The sequence below is a fragment of the Ruegeria sp. CDSA021 genome (assembly GCF_059612325.1).
The window spans coordinates 183,241-198,460 of sequence record NZ_JBXWQJ010000008.1 but is presented as its reverse complement, the minus strand read 5'-3'; the positions used below and the strand labels follow the sequence as shown (position 1 = coordinate 198,460).

The window sequence follows — 15,220 nt, the reverse complement described above, 5'->3', positions numbered from 1 at the left end:
TGGCGCGGTTGACGGGGCTCGAACCCGCGACCCCCGGCGTGACAGGCCGGTACTCTAACCATCTGAGCTACAACCGCCCGCTGCATGTTCATTGCTGAACGTTTGGGTGTATTATGGCTACGGTCGGGCAGCGTCAAGCGGCGTTTTGAAGTTTTTTGTCAGAATCCAGGTTTTTGTTCTGCGCTTCGATTTTTACGTGCAGATCAAAGCCTAATTCGCTTGCAGCCGTTCCGCTGGACAGATATCAACACGTCCCATGGGTGATTAGCTCAGTGGTAGAGCGCTTCGTTCACATCGAAGATGTCAGGAGTTCAAATCTCTTATCACCCACCACTCCCTTTCGAAGATTACGCTTGAAATTGAGGGGCTTGCCAGCGCGCAACCTCGGTGACTATCGTGTTCTATCGGCCAAGTCTTGGACCGGTTGCAGAGTCTGGGGTCATCATGGCAGAGCTAAAGCGGGACATCGGCCTGATCGGACTGACCTTCATTTCGGTTGGAGGAATCATCGGTTCAGGCTGGTTGTTCGGCCCTCTTCTGGCGGTGCAGCATGCTGGGCCCGCAGCCATTCTTTCTTGGCTGATCGGCGCTGGTGCGATGTTCATTTTGGCGATTACATTCGCGGAAATCTCAGCCATGTTGCCCATTTCCGGGGGGATTGCCCGGGTTCCTCAGTTTTCACACGGCAATATCGTATCAATGGCCATGGGCTGGACTGCATGGATTGGTTATAACACCACCGCCCCCATTGAAGTGGAGGCGATGTTGAAATACCTCGCGCCCTACGCCCCTTGGTTGCACGCTGCCGATACGGGCGATCTGACCGGTGCAGGTATCTTTGTGGCACTTGTCTTCATGTTGCTTTTTGTTGCGGTCAACGCGCTTGGGGTCAAGTTCTTCACACATGTGAATGCAGCGCTGACCTGGGCCAAAATCGCCATTCCGGTGGTTCTGTCTGTTCTACTGATTGCCAACCGTTTCAACGCTGACAATTTCACCCAACCGGACGGGTTTGCCCCTTACGGGTTGCAGGGAATCATGGCTGCCGTTTCGACCGGAGGTGTCATTTTCTCGTTCATAGGATTTCGCCATGTGGTCGATATGGCGGGTGAAGTACGCAATCCGAAGTTCGCCATCCCCGCAGCTTTGATCCTGTCGATCATCATGTGCGCCGCAATTTACCTTGGCCTGCAAGTGGCTTTCATCGGCGCGCTGGACCCTTCTTTGCTGGCCAAAGGCTGGGCGCAATTAAGCTTTGGGGGCGAAGGCCCTTTGGATGCCGTGATCATGTCCGTCGGACTGGTCTGGTTCCTCAGCCTTTTGAATGTGGGATCCGTCGTTGGCCCCTTTGGCAACGGTTTGGTCGCGACGGGGTCGAATGCCCGGATTGCCCTCGCCCTTTCTCAGAACGGATTTTTGCCAAAACGTCTGCAAACCCTGTCTTCATTCGGGGTTCCTGTATGGGCTCTGGCATTAAATTTTCTGATCGGAACACTGTTCTTGCTGACCATTCCCTTCACCACGGTCATTGCCCTGAACGGAGCGGCCATTGTCTTGTCCTTCGCCGTTGGTCCCATCGCCGTCGTTTGCCTAAGGGACCTGCTGCCAGACCAACCCAGATCGATCCGCATTCCAGCGGTGCGTCTGGTGGCGTTGACCGCATTCGCCATCGCAACTCTGATCGTCTATTGGAGCGGATGGGACACGGTATGGCGACTTGGCATCGCCCTGATCGTCGGGAAAATTCTGCTGCTCATCCGGTTCCGAGGGCGGTTGGACGAAATGGACCTGACAGAAGCCATTTGGCTGATGCCTTATTTTGCCGGGCTTGGTTTGATCTCATTTCTGGGTCAATTCGGTACCGGGTCTTTGAAACAGATCCCGTTTGGGTGGGACATTCTGCTTTGCGTCTTGTTTTCCGCAATCATCTTCGCCTTGGCCATACGTTCGGCGCTGTCGGACGAAAAATTCATGAAATACATAGCGGAAGAAGAAATACTTGATCCTAAACAACCTGTCATAGGGCTATGAAAAAAGGCAGAGCAATGCTCTGCCTCTTCCAGAATTCATATTACGCTTCTTAGTGCGCAGTGGCTGACGCATCAGCAGGTTTTACCGAAGCAGCAGCCGCAGCTGCAGCTTCTTCTGCAGCTTCATCCCACTCGATCGGTTCGGGCTTGCGCACCAGCGCCTGCTCCAGAACTTCCGAGACATGCTTCACAGGGATGATCTCCAACCCTTCCTTCACATTGTCAGGGATTTCCGCCAGATCCTTTTCGTTCTCTTCCGGGATCAGGACTGTCTTGATACCACCACGCAAAGCCGCCAGCAGTTTCTCTTTCAAACCACCAATCGGCATTGCGTTACCGCGCAGCGAGACCTCTCCGGTCATGGCGATGTCCTTGCGCACAGGAATGCCGGTCAGAACCGAGACAATCGATGTCACCATCGCCAAACCAGCCGACGGACCATCCTTGGGGGTCGCGCCATCCGGCACGTGCACGTGGATATCCAGATTATCGAATTTCGGCGGCTTGACCCCGATCTTTGGCGAAATCGACCGAACGTAAGACGAGGCCGCATCAATGGATTCCTTCATCACATCGCCCAGCTTACCTGTGGTCTTCATCCGCCCCTTGCCGGGCAGTTTCAACGCCTCGATATGCAGCAGATCGCCACCCACGGATGTCCAGGCCAGACCAGTAACGACGCCGATCTGATCGTCCTGCTCAGCCAGACCATAGCGGAACTTTGGTACACCCAGGAAATCATCCAGATTGTCCGGCGTTACCGTGACCGAGTCCGCCTCTTTCTTGATGATCCTGGTCAGCGATTTCCGCGCCACCTTGGCGATCTCACGTTCAAGGTTCCGAACGCCCGCTTCACGGGTATAGGTGCGGATAATCTTTTGCAGCGCTTCATCCGTCAGGTCAAATTCCTTGGCTTTCAGACCATGGTTCTTGACCTGCTTGCTGATCAGGTGCTGTTTCGCGATCTCGCTCTTTTCGTCCTCGGTGTAACCCGCCAGTGGGATGATCTCCATCCGGTCCAGCAGAGGCCCAGGCATGTTATAGCTGTTCGACGTGGTCAGGAACATCACGTTTGACAGGTCGTATTCAACCTCCAAGTAGTGGTCCATGAACGTGTTGTTCTGCTCTGGATCCAACACCTCCAGCATTGCCGACGCCGGGTCGCCACGGAAGTCCTGCCCCATCTTGTCGATCTCATCCAACAAGATCAGCGGGTTCGTGGTTTTTGCCTTTTTCAGCGCCTGGATGATCTTACCCGGCATCGAACCAATATAGGTCCGACGGTGGCCCCGAATCTCGGATTCGTCACGCACGCCACCCAGCGAGATTCGAATGAACTCGCGCCCAGTGGCTTTCGCAACCGATTTACCCAAGCTGGTCTTACCCACACCCGGAGGGCCAACAAGGCACAAGATCGGCCCTTTCAGCTTTTTCGAACGCTGCTGAACGGCGAGGTATTCGACGATCCGTTCCTTGACCTTTTCAAGGCCGTAATGGTCGTCGTCGAGGATTTCCTGCGCCTTACCCAGATCCTTTTTCACCCGGGATTTGGTGCCCCAGGGCAGCGCCAGAATCCAGTCGAGATAGTTGCGCACCACCGTCGCTTCGGCTGACATCGGTGACATGTTGCGCAGCTTCTTCAGTTCGCCCTCGGCCTTTTCGCGGGCCTCTTTGGACAGCTTGGTTTCGGCGATTTTCTCTTCCAGCTCGGCAACTTCGTTCTTGCCGTCCTCGCCATCGCCCAGTTCCTGCTGAATGGCTTTCATTTGCTCATTCAGGTAATACTCGCGCTGGGTCTTCTCCATCTGGGATTTAACGCGGGTCTTAATCTTTTTCTCGACCTGCAGAACCGACATTTCGCCCTGCATCAGGCCATAGACTTTCTCAAGCCGCTCGCTGACGCTGAGGGTTTCCAGCAGTTCCTGCTTTTGCTCGACCTCAATACCCAGATGACCCGACACAAGGTCAGCCAACTTTGCGGGCTCGGTGGTTTCACCTACGGCGGTCAGGGCTTCTTCAGGGATGTTCTTGCGCACTTTGGCATAGCGCTCGAACTCATCCGTGACGGTTCGTAACAGGGCTTCCGTCGTGGTGACGTCGCCGGGAATTTCGGTTAGATATTCAGCCCTGGCCTCAAAAAACTGGTCGTTTTCAAGAAACTCGGTGATCTGCACACGCGCCTGCCCTTCGACCAGCACCTTCACGGTGCCATCGGGCAGCTTCAGCAGTTGCAGCACATTGGCCAATACGCCCGCGCGATAAATCCCATCTTCATCGGGATCATCAACGCCAGGGTCGATCTGGCTGGACAACAGAATTTGCTTGTCATCCTGCATCACCTCTTCCAGTGCGCGGACCGATTTGTCACGGCCCACGAAAAGCGGCACGATCATATGCGGGAACACCACAATATCGCGCAGCGGCAGGACGGGGTATGAGGAATTCAGAGGCTCTTGCATGCTCTATCCTTATCGTTGGCAAGACGGCTCTTGTCCCTCATCGAGGCAACACTTGGCCGTCTCCTGTCTTGGACGATAAAGGTGGGGCCTCATCGCCCTTTTTCAACCTTACCGCCATGTATCGTTATCCAGAATGAACCGAGGTTTGACCGACTGCAAGGCGTCCCGCGAACATATCCACCGAAATTAGCACGACAAGCATAGGCAACGCGCAATTCAAAGGTCAGAACACCCGCTGTACTGCACGAGACAAGAAAAACCCGTGACCGTCCAAGTTGCGACATTCCAGACCTTTCGTTGAAGAACTGCAGGTGAATCCTCCAAACTGACCTGTGACACCGTATTCCGCGCGGTCAAATCCGTCTTTGTTTCGGTTCAGCGGCTGGCACAATATCTCTACCGGGCCAGTGTCGAACATTAGAAAATCATGCCCCCAGTCTGATTGACAATTCGCGGGGCGCGGCATCGCAGGTGGGCCGGATTTCTCTATGATCGTGCACTGGATATCCGAGGACGACGCGCTTTCCCCGACTGAGCACTGAATATTTTCGGACGGCGTTTCGAAGGTCCAGACATCTGAAATAGCGGGTGTCGCGCTCAAAAGCGCGGCGCCCAGAAAAAGGCGAAACATGAAAAATCTCCGGGTCACGAACTAAAATAGTATTGCTTGAAGTGGCCCAAGTTTACTGGAAAACCACTCAATTGTCACCCGAATGGAAAGGCTACAAGGGCTCGATATCGCCTTGGGCACGTTGCGCGTGGAACTCGGCCTGCCAGGCGTCAAAGGTACCTGCCGCAATCGCATCGCGCATGCCCTGCATGATTTCCTGAAAATAATGAAGATTATGCCAAGTCAGCAACATGCCCGAGATCATCTCGTTGGCGCGGAATACATGGTGCAGATAGGCGCGCGAATAGTTCGAGCAGGCTGGACACGAACACTGCTCATCCAGCGGGCGCGGATCGTCCGAATGGCGCGCGTTCTTAATGTTCACCACGCCATAACGGGTAAACACCTGACCAGTACGCCCCGAGCGGGACGGCAAAACGCAATCCATCATGTCGATACCGCGAGCGACTGCCCCAACGATGTCGTCAGGCTTGCCAACCCCCATCAAATAGCGCGGCTTGTCCATCGGCAGACATTCGGGGGCATAATCGAGGCAAGAGAACATGGCCTCCTGCCCTTCGCCCACGGCCAGCCCACCCACCGCGTAGCCTTCAAATCCAATGGATTTAAGTGCTTCGGCGCTTTTTTCGCGCAAATCTTGTTCAAGACCGCCCTGCATAATGCCAAACAGGGCGTGACCCGGACGATCCCCGAATGCCTCACGAGACCGTTCTGCCCAACGCATCGACAGGCGCATGGACTCGGCAATCCGGTCCCGGTCGGCTGGCAACGCGGGGCACTCGTCGAAACACATGACAATGTCCGAGCCCAACAGTCGCTGAATCTCCATCGACCGTTCCGGAGTCAGCTCATGTTTTGACCCGTCGATATGAGATTTGAACGTCACGCCTTTTTCAGTCAGCTTCCGCAGCCCGGCCAGCGACATAACCTGAAACCCGCCCGAGTCGGTCAGAATGGGGCGTTCCCAGTTCATGAACTTGTGCAACCCGCCCAAACGGTCGATCCGTTCCGCAGTTGGGCGCAGCATCAGGTGATAGGTGTTGCCCAAAAGAATATCCGCCCCCGTGGCGCGTACGCTTTCCGGCATCATCGCTTTGACCGTGGCGGCTGTCCCGACCGGCATGAAGGCCGGCGTCCGCACCTCTCCGCGCGGTGTGCTGATCACACCGGTGCGTGCCTTGCCGTCTGTGGCCTTTAGCTCAAATGAGAATTTCTGGGTCATGTCATCGCCTCGGATCGCCGAACCGGGCAGGCTTTGCCCGATCCGATCCGTCTTTGCAACCCGTCAGGGCAACGAGGCAACGCGATCGGTGAACAGACGAACAACCCCTGCCCCGTCCACGTCGCAGCACACCCGGATCGTGGGTCGTTCGGGATCTGGTTGTGTCGCCCCCATCATGTCGCCGTCGGTGACAACCCGCAGCCCTGTTTCGACCATGTTGAACATGGCCTGATGGGAACACGCGATCACGGCGGTTGAATCGTGCAGGCCGCAGCCTTCCAGCCCCCCAATCTCTTTGTAAAATTTCAGATAGAAGCGGGAGATGTCGCGCAGAAATGATCCCATGTCCGGTGACCTCTGTGCCAGGGCCTCGAAATCGGCCGTTTCGTAAAGCGTCTTCAGTGTCACGTCCAGTCCGACCAGAACAGTGTTGGGCGGTGTGGAAAAGACCTCCTCGGCTGCGAGAGCGTCGTGATAGATATTGGCTTCAGCGTGTTGGGTGATGTTGCCCGGGCAATAGACTGCGCCCCCCATGATCACCAGTTGGCGCAGATTACCTGCAAACTCTGGGTCCAGGCGCATTGCATTCGCGATATTAGTCAATGGACCCACAGCACAGACCACCAGTTCACCCTTGTGGGTTCGCGCCATTTCAACCAGAAACTCTGCGGCTGGCAGCGCGTGGTTTTGTCCAATCTCGGGGATTTCGGTCAGATCACCAAAACCTTCGGGGCCGTGAACATGTTCCGACGGGGCATGAGTATCTGCCCCTAATGGGTATGAGGCACCTTCGGCAACCGGAAGGTCGAGACCCAGCTTATCCAACAGAAACCGAGCGTTACGGCTGGATTGATGAACATGTGTGTTGCCAAACACCGTGGTCAGCCCGATCAGGTTAAACTCAGACGCAGCAGCGGCGTAAGCGATAGCCATAGCATCGTCGATGCCGGGATCTGTATCGATAATCAGTTTCATCCCCGCCCGATACCGCAAACAAGTCAGGATGCAAAGCGGTCACAACAGTTCAGTTCAATATCGAATTCCCATATTGGGACGTTTGCATTTAGCGGCTTTCCCGCCATACCAGAGTTGAAATCGGGCGACTCAATTCCCACATGTATACCATAGTACACAATAATAAGAGGACAGAATGACCGAAGATCAGATTATCGGATTGATTTCGTCAAACATCATTTACCTGCTGGCCGCAGTGCTGGTGATTATCGTTATCCTCAAAGGCATCAAGATTGTGCCGCAATCTGAGAAATACGTCGTCGAACGGTTTGGCCGCCTGCACTCGGTGCTTGGCCCCGGCATCAACTTCATCGTTCCGTTTCTGGATGTTGCACGCCACAAAATCTCGATCCTTGAACGCCAGCTGCCCAATGCAACACAAGACGCGATCACCAAGGACAACGTGCTGGTGCAGATCGACACCTCGGTCTTCTATCGCATTCTTGAGCCGGAAAAGACGGTTTACAGAATCCGCGACGTCGATGGTGCAATTGCAACCACCGTGGCCGGTATCGTCCGCGCCGAGATCGGCAAGATGGACCTGGACGAAGTACAGTCTAACCGGGCACAACTGATTGAACGCATTCAGGAAAGCGTTGAAACCGCCGTTGACGATTGGGGTATCGAAGTGACCCGCGCCGAAATTCTGGATGTGAATCTGGATCAGGCGACCCGCGATGCTATGCTACAGCAGCTAAACGCTGAACGCGCCCGCCGGGCACAAGTGACCGAAGCCGAAGGTCAGAAGCGTTCTGTTGAACTGCAGGCTGATGCCGAACTTTACGCCGCTGAACAAACCGCCAAAGCCCGCCGCATTCAGGCCGATGCCGAAGCTTACGCCACTGGCGTTGTCGCCAAAGCCATTCAAGACAACGGTATCGAGGCCGCCCAATATCAGGTTGCTTTGAAACAGGTCGAAGCCCTTAATGCACTGGGTAATGGTTCCGGAAAGCAGACCATCGTAGTTCCGGCAAACGCACTTGAAGCCTTTGGTGACGCGTTCAAAATGCTCAAAGGAGGAAAATGATGGCTGATCCCTTTTGGCTGACCTGGTGGATCTGGCTGGCCGCCGCGCTGGCACTGGGGATTCTCGAGATTGTTCTGCCAGGATTCATCTTTCTTGGCTTCGCGATTGGCGCTGCAATCACAGGTCTTGTCCTGATCATTCCGGGTCTGACACTGTCGCTTCATGTCCTTGCGCTGGTTTTTGCGGTACTGTCGCTGATCGCCTGGCTTGTCTTGCGCAAACTCTTTGCCCTGCCGCATGGTCAGGTCAAAACTTTCAAGCATGATATCAACGATTGAATCGCTGTGGCGCTCGCTCGAGCGCCACTCCCCTACTGGACGCTGTCGCAGCTATTCCCTATATAATCACTCAGGCAACTGACCCGAGGCAAAGATGACTCACCCGAGCGAACAGTTTGAAGGCACCCCGCTGATAGCGCCGTCAACGATTGAACACCCGTTGTACGACCTCGTGGTTGAGGCGTGCCGCACGGTCTATGACCCGGAAATTCCGGTCAATATCTATGACCTTGGCCTGATCTACACGGTTGATATTTCTGCGGATAACGCAGTCAAGGTGATCATGACCCTTACTGCGCCCGGATGCCCGGTGGCCGGCGATATGCCCGGCTGGATCGTCGAAGCCATTGAGCCCGTTGCAGGTGTCAAAGAGGTTGATGTCGAGCTGACCTGGGAACCGCCCTGGGGTATGGAGATGATGTCGGACGAAGCGCGTCTTGAACTGGGCTTTATGTAAAACCAGCACCCGTCGCGCCTTACTCATCTGAAAACGCGATTAATTTAGATTGCAGGTTTCTTTGATCTCTGCGGCACGCGCATCCAGCTGTTTGATGTAGTCACCAGACAACATCTGAAGGTGTTTCTGCTCGGTTCCGGTGACCAGACCCAACAGCGCCCCGGCAGGTGTAATCGCAGCCACGCTTTCCAACTGCTTGTCTTCAGCGTGTTTCTTTTCCGCCGCAATGGCACGCAAATCGCCTTCGGCGGTCGCACAATTGATTGGGTGCCGTTCGGCATCAGATGCGGCCTGTGCATCAACCGGTGCAAAACATGCAACAAAAGCGGCTACTGTCCCGCACAGAAAAACTGGTTTAGAAAACTTTCGTAAAACATTCATTTATATAACCTTTCCCACCCAAGTTGAACATGTGTCAGCACTGGGCCTTACATATACAAGAACAGCTAAACCCGCTTTCTAATCCAAAGCAAGGTCGCATGGCACTTCTTGCACCTTTCAAATGAACATCACGCTTTATCCCTCACCATCTTGAGCCTGAGGGACTTGGACCCTAAGTTAGAAGGGACGCGCGACAACGGAGACTTACATGTTCGGCATTCCCGGCAAACAGGCTGTGACCATGACGCCCAAGGCCGCAGAGCAGATCACCCGCCTGATGAGTTCAGGCGGACACGCTGGCCTGCGCATCGGTGTCAAGAAAGGCGGCTGCGCAGGCATGGAATACACCATGGAATATGTCGATCAGTCAGATCCGCATGATGAAGTGGTTGAACAGGATGGCGCCTGCATAATGATCGCGCCAATGGCGCAGATGTTCCTGTTTGGGACCGAGATCGACTATGAAGTGTCACTGTTGGAATCGGGATTCAAATTCAAGAACCCGAATGTCGTTGATTCCTGTGGCTGCGGTGAATCGATCAAGTTCGACGAAAACATCGCCCAGCAAAGCTAGATCATCGTTCTTGCGCTGACCTTAGCGAGGTCGGCAGGCGGAATTGTAAGATCCTGCAGACAATGCTATCCGCATCCTTAAATCATCGAATGATCAGGGAGATACGGGTATGCGGCGGAAGCTGGCGGCTGGAAACTGGAAAATGAACGGAACCGGCGCAGCGCTGAGTGAGCTAGAAAAGCTGTCGCAAAGCCACCCCCAAGCCTCGGTCGATATCCTGATCTGCCCCCCCGCCACCTTGCTCAGCCGCGCCGCGGACTCAGTGGCAGGCACCGAGATTTCGGTTGGCGGGCAGGATTGTCACTTAGAACATTCAGGTGCGCACACAGGCGATATCAGCGCGGATATGCTTCTGGATGCCGGCGCGACTTCGGTCATTCTGGGCCATTCGGAACGGCGCGTGGATCACAGTGAGCATGACGAGGATGTGCGAGCCAAAGCGCGAGCGGCAATGGATGCGGGTCTCAAGGCGATCATTTGCGTCGGCGAAAGTCTGGAACAGCGAGAGGCAGCCAACACGCTCGATATCATTGGCGGCCAGATGTCTGGTTCGATCCCGGATCAGTCTACCGGCGAGAATCTGATCGTCGCGTATGAGCCGATCTGGGCGATAGGAACCGGCAAGGTTCCGACCCTGGAAGAGATCGGCGAGGTTCACGACTTCATGCGCACGCGGCTGGAACGTCGTTTTGGCGAAGGCGTAGGCCGGTCTGTGCGACTGCTGTATGGCGGATCCGTCAAACCCAGCAATGCGACCGACATCTTTGCAGTATCGAATGTGGACGGCGCTCTGGTCGGTGGTGCCAGCCTGAAGGCTGCGGATTTCTCGGGCATCATTCAGGCGCTGGAAAGCGCCTGACCCCAGACTTCATTCCGCAATATCTTCGGCCCAAAGCTCGGGCTTTTCTTCGATAAACCGCTGCATCAAAGCGATACAGTCGGGGTCGTCGGCAATAACAACCTCGACCCCGCGCTCACGCAGGAAGTCTTCATTGCCTCCGAAGTTCTGCGTGTCACCGATCACAACGCGCGGAATGCCGAATTGAACGATAGTGCCGGAACACATCATGCAGGGCGACAGCGAGGTATAGAGCACCGTGTCGCGATAGGTTTTCTGCCGCCCTGCTTTGCGTAAGGCATCCATTTCCCCATGCGCGATGGGATCACCCCCCTGCACACGCTGATTGCGACCTTGCGAAACAACCTCGCCGCCCCGCGCCAGAACGGACCCAATGGGGCATCCGCCCTCGTCAAATCCGGCTATGGCCTCTTCATATGCCACGCGTAGCAGGCGCTTGTCGGTCTCGGTCAGCATTCCGGGCTCCATGTCTTGAGTTTCGCGCAGACTGCCGAAGACCAAGGGCATGGTCAATGACGGGCTCAGGCCAACTTCATCACGACAAGACCGGTCACGATCAGTATCGCCGCTGCAATCCGTGCCGGTGTCAGGGCTTCGCCCAGAAACAGGATACCCACGCTGAACGCCCCCACCGCGCCGATCCCGGTCCAGATCGTATAGGCGGTGCCCAATGGCAGGTCGCGCATCGCCAGCGCCAGAAGGCCGAAGGAACCAATCATCGAAACGCCCATCAAAGCCGTCGGCCACAATCTGGTGAAACCAGCCGATTGCTTCATGGCTACGGCCCAGACGATTTCCAACAGGCCGGCAAAAAGAAGAAAGATCCAGTGCATAAGAGAACCTCGTATCTGTTCAGGTCGTCCCGAAAGATGTCCCAAAATGGGGAGGTCGTCCTCTGAAACCTCAGATAAGTACCCAATATATGGTTTCAAGACACTAAAAAGCCGGGCAGTCGAAACCACCCGGCAGTGTTCATTGTCAGACCATCTAATTGGTAATGATTTCCGGCCCCATGAAGGTGTTGGGCAGGAAGGTCGATATCCAAGGTATGTACGTCACCATGATCAGGAAGACGAAGAGTACGGCCAGGAACGGCAGCGCCGCCTTTACGACACTCATCATTGGCATTCCCGCAACGCCCGAGGTCACAAACAGGTTCAGACCGACCGGAGGCGTGATCATCCCGATTTCCATGTTCACCACCATGATGATACCCAGATGGATCGGATCGATGCCCAATTCGATGGCAATCGGGAACACCAGCGGAGCCACGATGACCAGCAGACCCGAGGGTTCCATGAACTGACCGCCAATCAGCAGGATGACGTTGACTACAATCAGGAAAGTGACCGGTCCCAGACCCGCTGAAAGCATGGCGCTAGCAATGTGCTGTGGCACCTGCTCGTCCGTTAGCACGTGCTTGAGGATCAGCGCGTTGGCAATGACGAACAGCAGCGTGACCGTCAGCTTACCCGCCTCAAACAGCGTGTGTTTGGTGTCTGGGTGAAAGAATGCCGTAACCAGCGCATAGGGCTTTTTAAGCAGTGACGCGTTGGATTGACCTTCTTCGGTGCTGAGCGGGCCCATGTCTTTGTAGACAAAGCTGGCAATGAAGAACGCGTAGACAGCAGCGACGGCAGCGGCCTCAGTCGGGGTAAAGATGCCCCCATAGATACCACCCAGAATGATGACGATCAGGAACAGGCCCCAACCGGCCTCACGGGCCGAGGTAAAGACCTCTCCCCAGCCTTTCCAGTCACCCTTGGGCAGATTCTTGACCTTGGCCATGACATAGATGGTGATCATCAGCATCAGACCAGCCATCAGGCCCGGAATGACACCCGCCAGGAACATTCGCCCAACCGAGACCTCAACGGCTGCCGCATAGACAACCATCACGATGGACGGTGGGATCAGGATGCCCAAAGTACCGGCGTTACAGATCACACCAGCGGCGAATTCCTTGGAATACCCAACCTGACGCATCCCGGCGATGACAATGGAACCAATGGCCACAACGGTTGCTGGGGACGATCCCGAAAGTGCTGCAAACAGCATACAGGCAAACACGCCAGCAATTGCCAGACCACCGGGCAAGTGCCCCACACAGGCAATCGAGAACCGGATGATCCGGCGCGCCACGCCGCCTGTTGTCATGAAAGACGAGGCCAGGATAAAGAACGGGATCGCCAGCAGGGTAAAGTGCCCCTCGAACGCCTCGAACAACGTGCCCGCGACCGAGGCCAACGAACTGTCCGAATAGATCAGCAGAAACAGGGTCGAGCTGAGGCCAAGCGCAACCGCAATCGGAACACCGATCAGCAGCAGGCCGATGACCATCGAGAAAAGAAGTACAACGTCCATCAGTCATGCTCTCCCTGCTGAGCGCGGACTTCTTCGATCTCGTCCTCGACTTCGTGGCTGGCGACAAGGCGATCCGTTTCACCGCGCCAGATTTGAACGGCAACCTGCGCGAACCGGATCACCAACAGCAGCATCGAAACTGGCAGAACCAGATACGGCACGACCTTGGGCAGTTTTTCGTAGTACTCACCGTAGTTGATCAGGTCTTCCAGGAACCGCAAAGGCGCAACCATCGGGATGTCGTCGACCTCGTAAAAACTCTGACTGCGGGCGTCGACATTGAACCCGGTAGGGAACCAGCGCCCCGACGTGGGCGGCAAATCGGCGAACACAGCCCAATAGTCATAAGCCCCTTTCAGCAGAAGCAGCGAAAACACCAGACAGCAGCCCACTGCAATTAGCGCCAGAATGCGGCGCGGCGCCGGGGCCAGCATGTTCAGAATGGCATCCACGCCCAGATGCGCATGTTTTTTCACTGCATAAGACGCACCCAGCAGCACCAGCCACCCGAAGGTGAACACCGTCAGCTCCAGCGCCCACAGGATATTTGAGTTAAAAACAAACCGCGCAATCACGTTGGCAAATGTCACGACCGTCATCAGGCCCAGCAGCAACGCAATCAGGGTTTCTTCGATATGGTCGACCAGCCCGCCTTGGCCGGAATTCGCACCAGACATCTTTCTGTCCCCGCATTTTTGTGATGATGAGAGAGTGTGTAAGGGCGGGCCTGATCAGCCCGCCCGGCCATCGCGTCAAATACTCCCCAGTCCCCGGACGCGCGGCCTTTGACCGGTTTAGAAACCGGCGTTGATGGCCTGTGCGGCGTCGATCTTGTCCTGACCCACATCACCAGAGAACTGGTCCCAAACCGGCTTCATTGCGTCAACCCAGGCCTGACGCTGTTCAGGGTTCAGTTCACGAATGATACCACCCGCGTCTGTAATCGACGCTTTGGCCGCTTCGTTGACGGTAAAGGCTTCTTTGTTCCGGGTTTCGGTCACTTCGGTCAGAATGGTCATGAACTGGTCACGCACCGCCGGATCCAGGCTGTCCAGCCAGTCAACCGAGGTCACAACAAGATAGTCGATGATACCATGATTGGTCTCAGTGATGCCGTCCTGAACTTCGAAGAACTTCTTGCCATAGATGTTCGACCAGGTGTTCTCCTGCCCGTCCACAACGCCTTGTTGCAACGCACCGTAAACTTCCGAGAACGCCATTTTCTGCGGGCTGCCACCGATCGCTTCCATCTGCGCAACCAACACGTCCGAGGACTGAACACGGAACTTCAGGCCGTTTGCGTCCGAGGGATCTTCCAACGGCTTGTTGGCCGACATCTGCTTCATGCCGTTGTGCCAGAAGGCCAGACCCTGCAGGCCGCGGCGCTGCATGCTGTCTTTCATTGCCTGACCATCGGCCGACGCTTGGAATGCGTCCACGGCATCAATGTTCTTGAACATGAACGGCAGGTCGAACAGGCGGAATTGTTTGGTGAACTTCTCGAACTTCGACAGAGACGGCGCGGCCAGTTGAACGTCGCCTTGCAGCATCGCCTCAAGCACTTTGTCGTCATTATAGAGGGTCGAGTTCGGATAGACCTCCATGCACATCACACCGTTCATCTCGTCATTGACGCGCTGCTCCAGCAGCGAGGCGGCGATGCCTTTGGGATGTTTGTCGGTGTTCGTCACATGCGCGAACTTCACAACAATTTCACCGTCGTCACAGGCTGCCGTACCCGCAGTTGCGGTGACTGTCAGCGCCAGAGCCGTTGCGGCTGTTGTCAAAATCTTCATCTGTTTTCCTCCCAGACTTCCTAAATACAAGCGATCAGCGCCAGACAGGCACCGTATGGCGTGCAGTGAAGCGACTCAGCCGTAAGCACACAACTTTTCCCTCCAGAAGCCGATTCAGTTGTTTTAAG

General features: G+C 55.5%; 16 protein-coding genes and 2 tRNA genes. 7 read left to right on the top strand and 11 right to left on the bottom strand.

Features of this window, described 5'->3' with window-relative positions:
• Positions 1–77 (bottom strand) — tRNA-Asp (locus tag AC2FLD_RS13070).
• 181 nt (positions 78–258) lie between these two features.
• On the opposite strand from AC2FLD_RS13070, the gene AC2FLD_RS13065 reads away from it, so the two are divergent.
• Both AC2FLD_RS13065 and AC2FLD_RS13060 read left to right on the top strand, forming a co-directional pair.
• Positions 259–333: transfer RNA gene (locus tag AC2FLD_RS13065), tRNA-Val, on the top strand.
• Between the two features lie 111 nt (positions 334–444).
• Positions 445–2,031 carry an APC family permease gene (locus tag AC2FLD_RS13060; RefSeq protein WP_050603493.1) on the top strand — a complete coding sequence of 529 codons (1,587 nt, stop codon included), beginning with the start codon at positions 445–447 and terminating at the stop codon, positions 2,029–2,031.
• A 49-nt stretch (positions 2,032–2,080) separates the two neighbouring features.
• Here AC2FLD_RS13060 and lon read toward each other — a convergent pair whose 3' ends face one another.
• The 4 genes from lon to AC2FLD_RS13040 form a co-directional block, all read right to left on the bottom strand.
• On the bottom strand, positions 2,081–4,489 hold the full coding sequence (gene lon, locus AC2FLD_RS13055) for an endopeptidase La (protein WP_496672945.1): 2,409 nt from the start codon (positions 4,487–4,489) through the stop codon (positions 2,081–2,083).
• A 223-nt stretch (positions 4,490–4,712) separates the two neighbouring features.
• Positions 4,713–5,120: a DUF6636 domain-containing protein gene (locus AC2FLD_RS13050; RefSeq protein ID WP_050603495.1), complete on the bottom strand. Its 408-nt coding sequence runs from the start codon at positions 5,118–5,120 to the stop codon at positions 4,713–4,715.
• A gap of 91 nt (positions 5,121–5,211) precedes the next feature.
• Positions 5,212–6,342 carry a tRNA guanosine(34) transglycosylase Tgt gene (gene tgt / locus AC2FLD_RS13045; protein WP_496672947.1) on the bottom strand — a complete coding sequence of 377 codons (1,131 nt, stop codon included), beginning with the start codon at positions 6,340–6,342 and terminating at the stop codon, positions 5,212–5,214.
• A gap of 63 nt (positions 6,343–6,405) precedes the next feature.
• Positions 6,406–7,317, bottom strand: coding sequence for a nucleoside hydrolase (locus tag AC2FLD_RS13040; protein WP_496672950.1), 912 nt, complete (start codon positions 7,315–7,317; stop codon positions 6,406–6,408).
• Between the two features lie 175 nt (positions 7,318–7,492).
• On the opposite strand from AC2FLD_RS13040, the gene AC2FLD_RS13035 reads away from it, so the two are divergent.
• The 3 genes from AC2FLD_RS13035 to AC2FLD_RS13025 all read left to right on the top strand — a co-directional run bounded on the left by AC2FLD_RS13035 (position 7,493) and on the right by AC2FLD_RS13025 (position 9,118).
• Positions 7,493–8,383, top strand: coding sequence for an SPFH domain-containing protein (locus tag AC2FLD_RS13035; RefSeq protein ID WP_496672952.1), 891 nt, complete (start codon positions 7,493–7,495; stop codon positions 8,381–8,383).
• Positions 8,383–8,661: an NfeD family protein gene (locus AC2FLD_RS13030; RefSeq protein WP_496672955.1), complete on the top strand. Its 279-nt coding sequence runs from the start codon at positions 8,383–8,385 to the stop codon at positions 8,659–8,661. The genes AC2FLD_RS13035 and AC2FLD_RS13030 overlap by 1 nt, the downstream gene beginning before the upstream one ends.
• 94 nt (positions 8,662–8,755) lie before the next feature.
• Positions 8,756–9,118: an SUF system Fe-S cluster assembly protein gene (locus AC2FLD_RS13025; RefSeq protein WP_496672957.1), complete on the top strand. Its 363-nt coding sequence runs from the start codon at positions 8,756–8,758 to the stop codon at positions 9,116–9,118.
• Between the two features lie 39 nt (positions 9,119–9,157).
• On the opposite strand, the gene AC2FLD_RS13020 is transcribed toward AC2FLD_RS13025, so the two are convergent.
• The gene (locus tag AC2FLD_RS13020; RefSeq protein WP_496672959.1) at positions 9,158–9,499 is read right to left on the bottom strand and encodes a hypothetical protein; all 342 of its coding nucleotides are present in this window, start codon (positions 9,497–9,499) and stop codon (positions 9,158–9,160) included.
• Positions 9,500–9,707: 208 nt separating this feature from the next.
• Here AC2FLD_RS13020 and AC2FLD_RS13015 point away from each other — a divergent pair, with 208 nt between their 5' ends.
• Entirely contained in the window at positions 9,708–10,073 is a 366-nt protein-coding gene (locus AC2FLD_RS13015) for a HesB/IscA family protein (RefSeq protein ID WP_050603502.1), read from the top strand.
• 109 nt (positions 10,074–10,182) lie between these two features.
• Positions 10,183–10,932 (top strand): triose-phosphate isomerase, encoded by a 750-nt coding sequence (gene tpiA, locus AC2FLD_RS13010; protein WP_496672960.1) that lies wholly within the window; start codon positions 10,183–10,185, stop codon positions 10,930–10,932.
• Positions 10,933–10,941: 9 nt separating this feature from the next.
• Here tpiA and AC2FLD_RS13005 read toward each other — a convergent pair whose 3' ends face one another.
• The 5 genes from AC2FLD_RS13005 to AC2FLD_RS12985 all read right to left on the bottom strand — a co-directional run bounded on the left by AC2FLD_RS13005 (position 10,942) and on the right by AC2FLD_RS12985 (position 15,092).
• Positions 10,942–11,439: a nucleoside deaminase gene (locus AC2FLD_RS13005; protein WP_496673057.1), complete on the bottom strand. Its 498-nt coding sequence runs from the start codon at positions 11,437–11,439 to the stop codon at positions 10,942–10,944.
• A gap of 14 nt (positions 11,440–11,453) precedes the next feature.
• Positions 11,454–11,765, bottom strand: coding sequence for a DMT family transporter (locus AC2FLD_RS13000; RefSeq protein ID WP_496672962.1), 312 nt, complete (start codon positions 11,763–11,765; stop codon positions 11,454–11,456).
• A gap of 154 nt (positions 11,766–11,919) precedes the next feature.
• Complete coding sequence (locus tag AC2FLD_RS12995; RefSeq protein WP_496672965.1) at positions 11,920–13,296, bottom strand: TRAP transporter large permease; 1,377 nt, start codon at positions 13,294–13,296, stop codon at positions 11,920–11,922.
• Positions 13,296–13,973 (bottom strand): TRAP transporter small permease, encoded by a 678-nt coding sequence (locus AC2FLD_RS12990; protein ID WP_050603506.1) that lies wholly within the window; start codon positions 13,971–13,973, stop codon positions 13,296–13,298. Before AC2FLD_RS12990 ends, AC2FLD_RS12995 begins: the two co-directional genes overlap by 1 nt.
• Before the next feature lie 117 nt (positions 13,974–14,090).
• A complete protein-coding gene (locus tag AC2FLD_RS12985; RefSeq protein WP_496672968.1) occupies positions 14,091–15,092 on the bottom strand; it encodes a DctP family TRAP transporter solute-binding subunit in 1,002 nt (333 codons plus the stop codon).
• Positions 15,093–15,220 lie beyond the last annotated feature (128 nt).

What these genes read in the sequence shown, in the direction of transcription:
- AC2FLD_RS13050 (WP_050603495.1), bottom strand. Translation starts at nt 5,120, where the DNA reads ATGTTTCGCCTTTTTCTGGGCGCCGCGCTTTTGAGCGCGACACCCGCT.
- AC2FLD_RS13060 (WP_050603493.1), top strand. Translation starts at nt 445, where the DNA reads ATGGCAGAGCTAAAGCGGGACATCGGCCTGATCGGACTGACCTTCATT.
- AC2FLD_RS12985 (WP_496672968.1), bottom strand. Translation starts at nt 15,092, where the DNA reads ATGAAGATTTTGACAACAGCCGCAACGGCTCTGGCGCTGACAGTCACC.
- AC2FLD_RS13040 (WP_496672950.1), bottom strand. Translation starts at nt 7,317, where the DNA reads ATGAAACTGATTATCGATACAGATCCCGGCATCGACGATGCTATGGCT.
- AC2FLD_RS12995 (WP_496672965.1), bottom strand. Translation starts at nt 13,296, where the DNA reads ATGGACGTTGTACTTCTTTTCTCGATGGTCATCGGCCTGCTGCTGATC.
- AC2FLD_RS13020 (WP_496672959.1), bottom strand. Translation starts at nt 9,499, where the DNA reads ATGAATGTTTTACGAAAGTTTTCTAAACCAGTTTTTCTGTGCGGGACA.
- AC2FLD_RS13015 (WP_050603502.1), top strand. Translation starts at nt 9,708, where the DNA reads ATGTTCGGCATTCCCGGCAAACAGGCTGTGACCATGACGCCCAAGGCC.
- AC2FLD_RS13035 (WP_496672952.1), top strand. Translation starts at nt 7,493, where the DNA reads ATGACCGAAGATCAGATTATCGGATTGATTTCGTCAAACATCATTTAC.
- tgt (WP_496672947.1), bottom strand. Translation starts at nt 6,342, where the DNA reads ATGACCCAGAAATTCTCATTTGAGCTAAAGGCCACAGACGGCAAGGCA.
- AC2FLD_RS12990 (WP_050603506.1), bottom strand. Translation starts at nt 13,973, where the DNA reads ATGTCTGGTGCGAATTCCGGCCAAGGCGGGCTGGTCGACCATATCGAA.
- AC2FLD_RS13025 (WP_496672957.1), top strand. Translation starts at nt 8,756, where the DNA reads ATGACTCACCCGAGCGAACAGTTTGAAGGCACCCCGCTGATAGCGCCG.
- tpiA (WP_496672960.1), top strand. Translation starts at nt 10,183, where the DNA reads ATGCGGCGGAAGCTGGCGGCTGGAAACTGGAAAATGAACGGAACCGGC.
- AC2FLD_RS13005 (WP_496673057.1), bottom strand. Translation starts at nt 11,439, where the DNA reads ATGCCCTTGGTCTTCGGCAGTCTGCGCGAAACTCAAGACATGGAGCCC.
- lon (WP_496672945.1), bottom strand. Translation starts at nt 4,489, where the DNA reads ATGCAAGAGCCTCTGAATTCCTCATACCCCGTCCTGCCGCTGCGCGAT.
- AC2FLD_RS13030 (WP_496672955.1), top strand. Translation starts at nt 8,383, where the DNA reads ATGGCTGATCCCTTTTGGCTGACCTGGTGGATCTGGCTGGCCGCCGCG.
- AC2FLD_RS13000 (WP_496672962.1), bottom strand. Translation starts at nt 11,765, where the DNA reads ATGCACTGGATCTTTCTTCTTTTTGCCGGCCTGTTGGAAATCGTCTGG.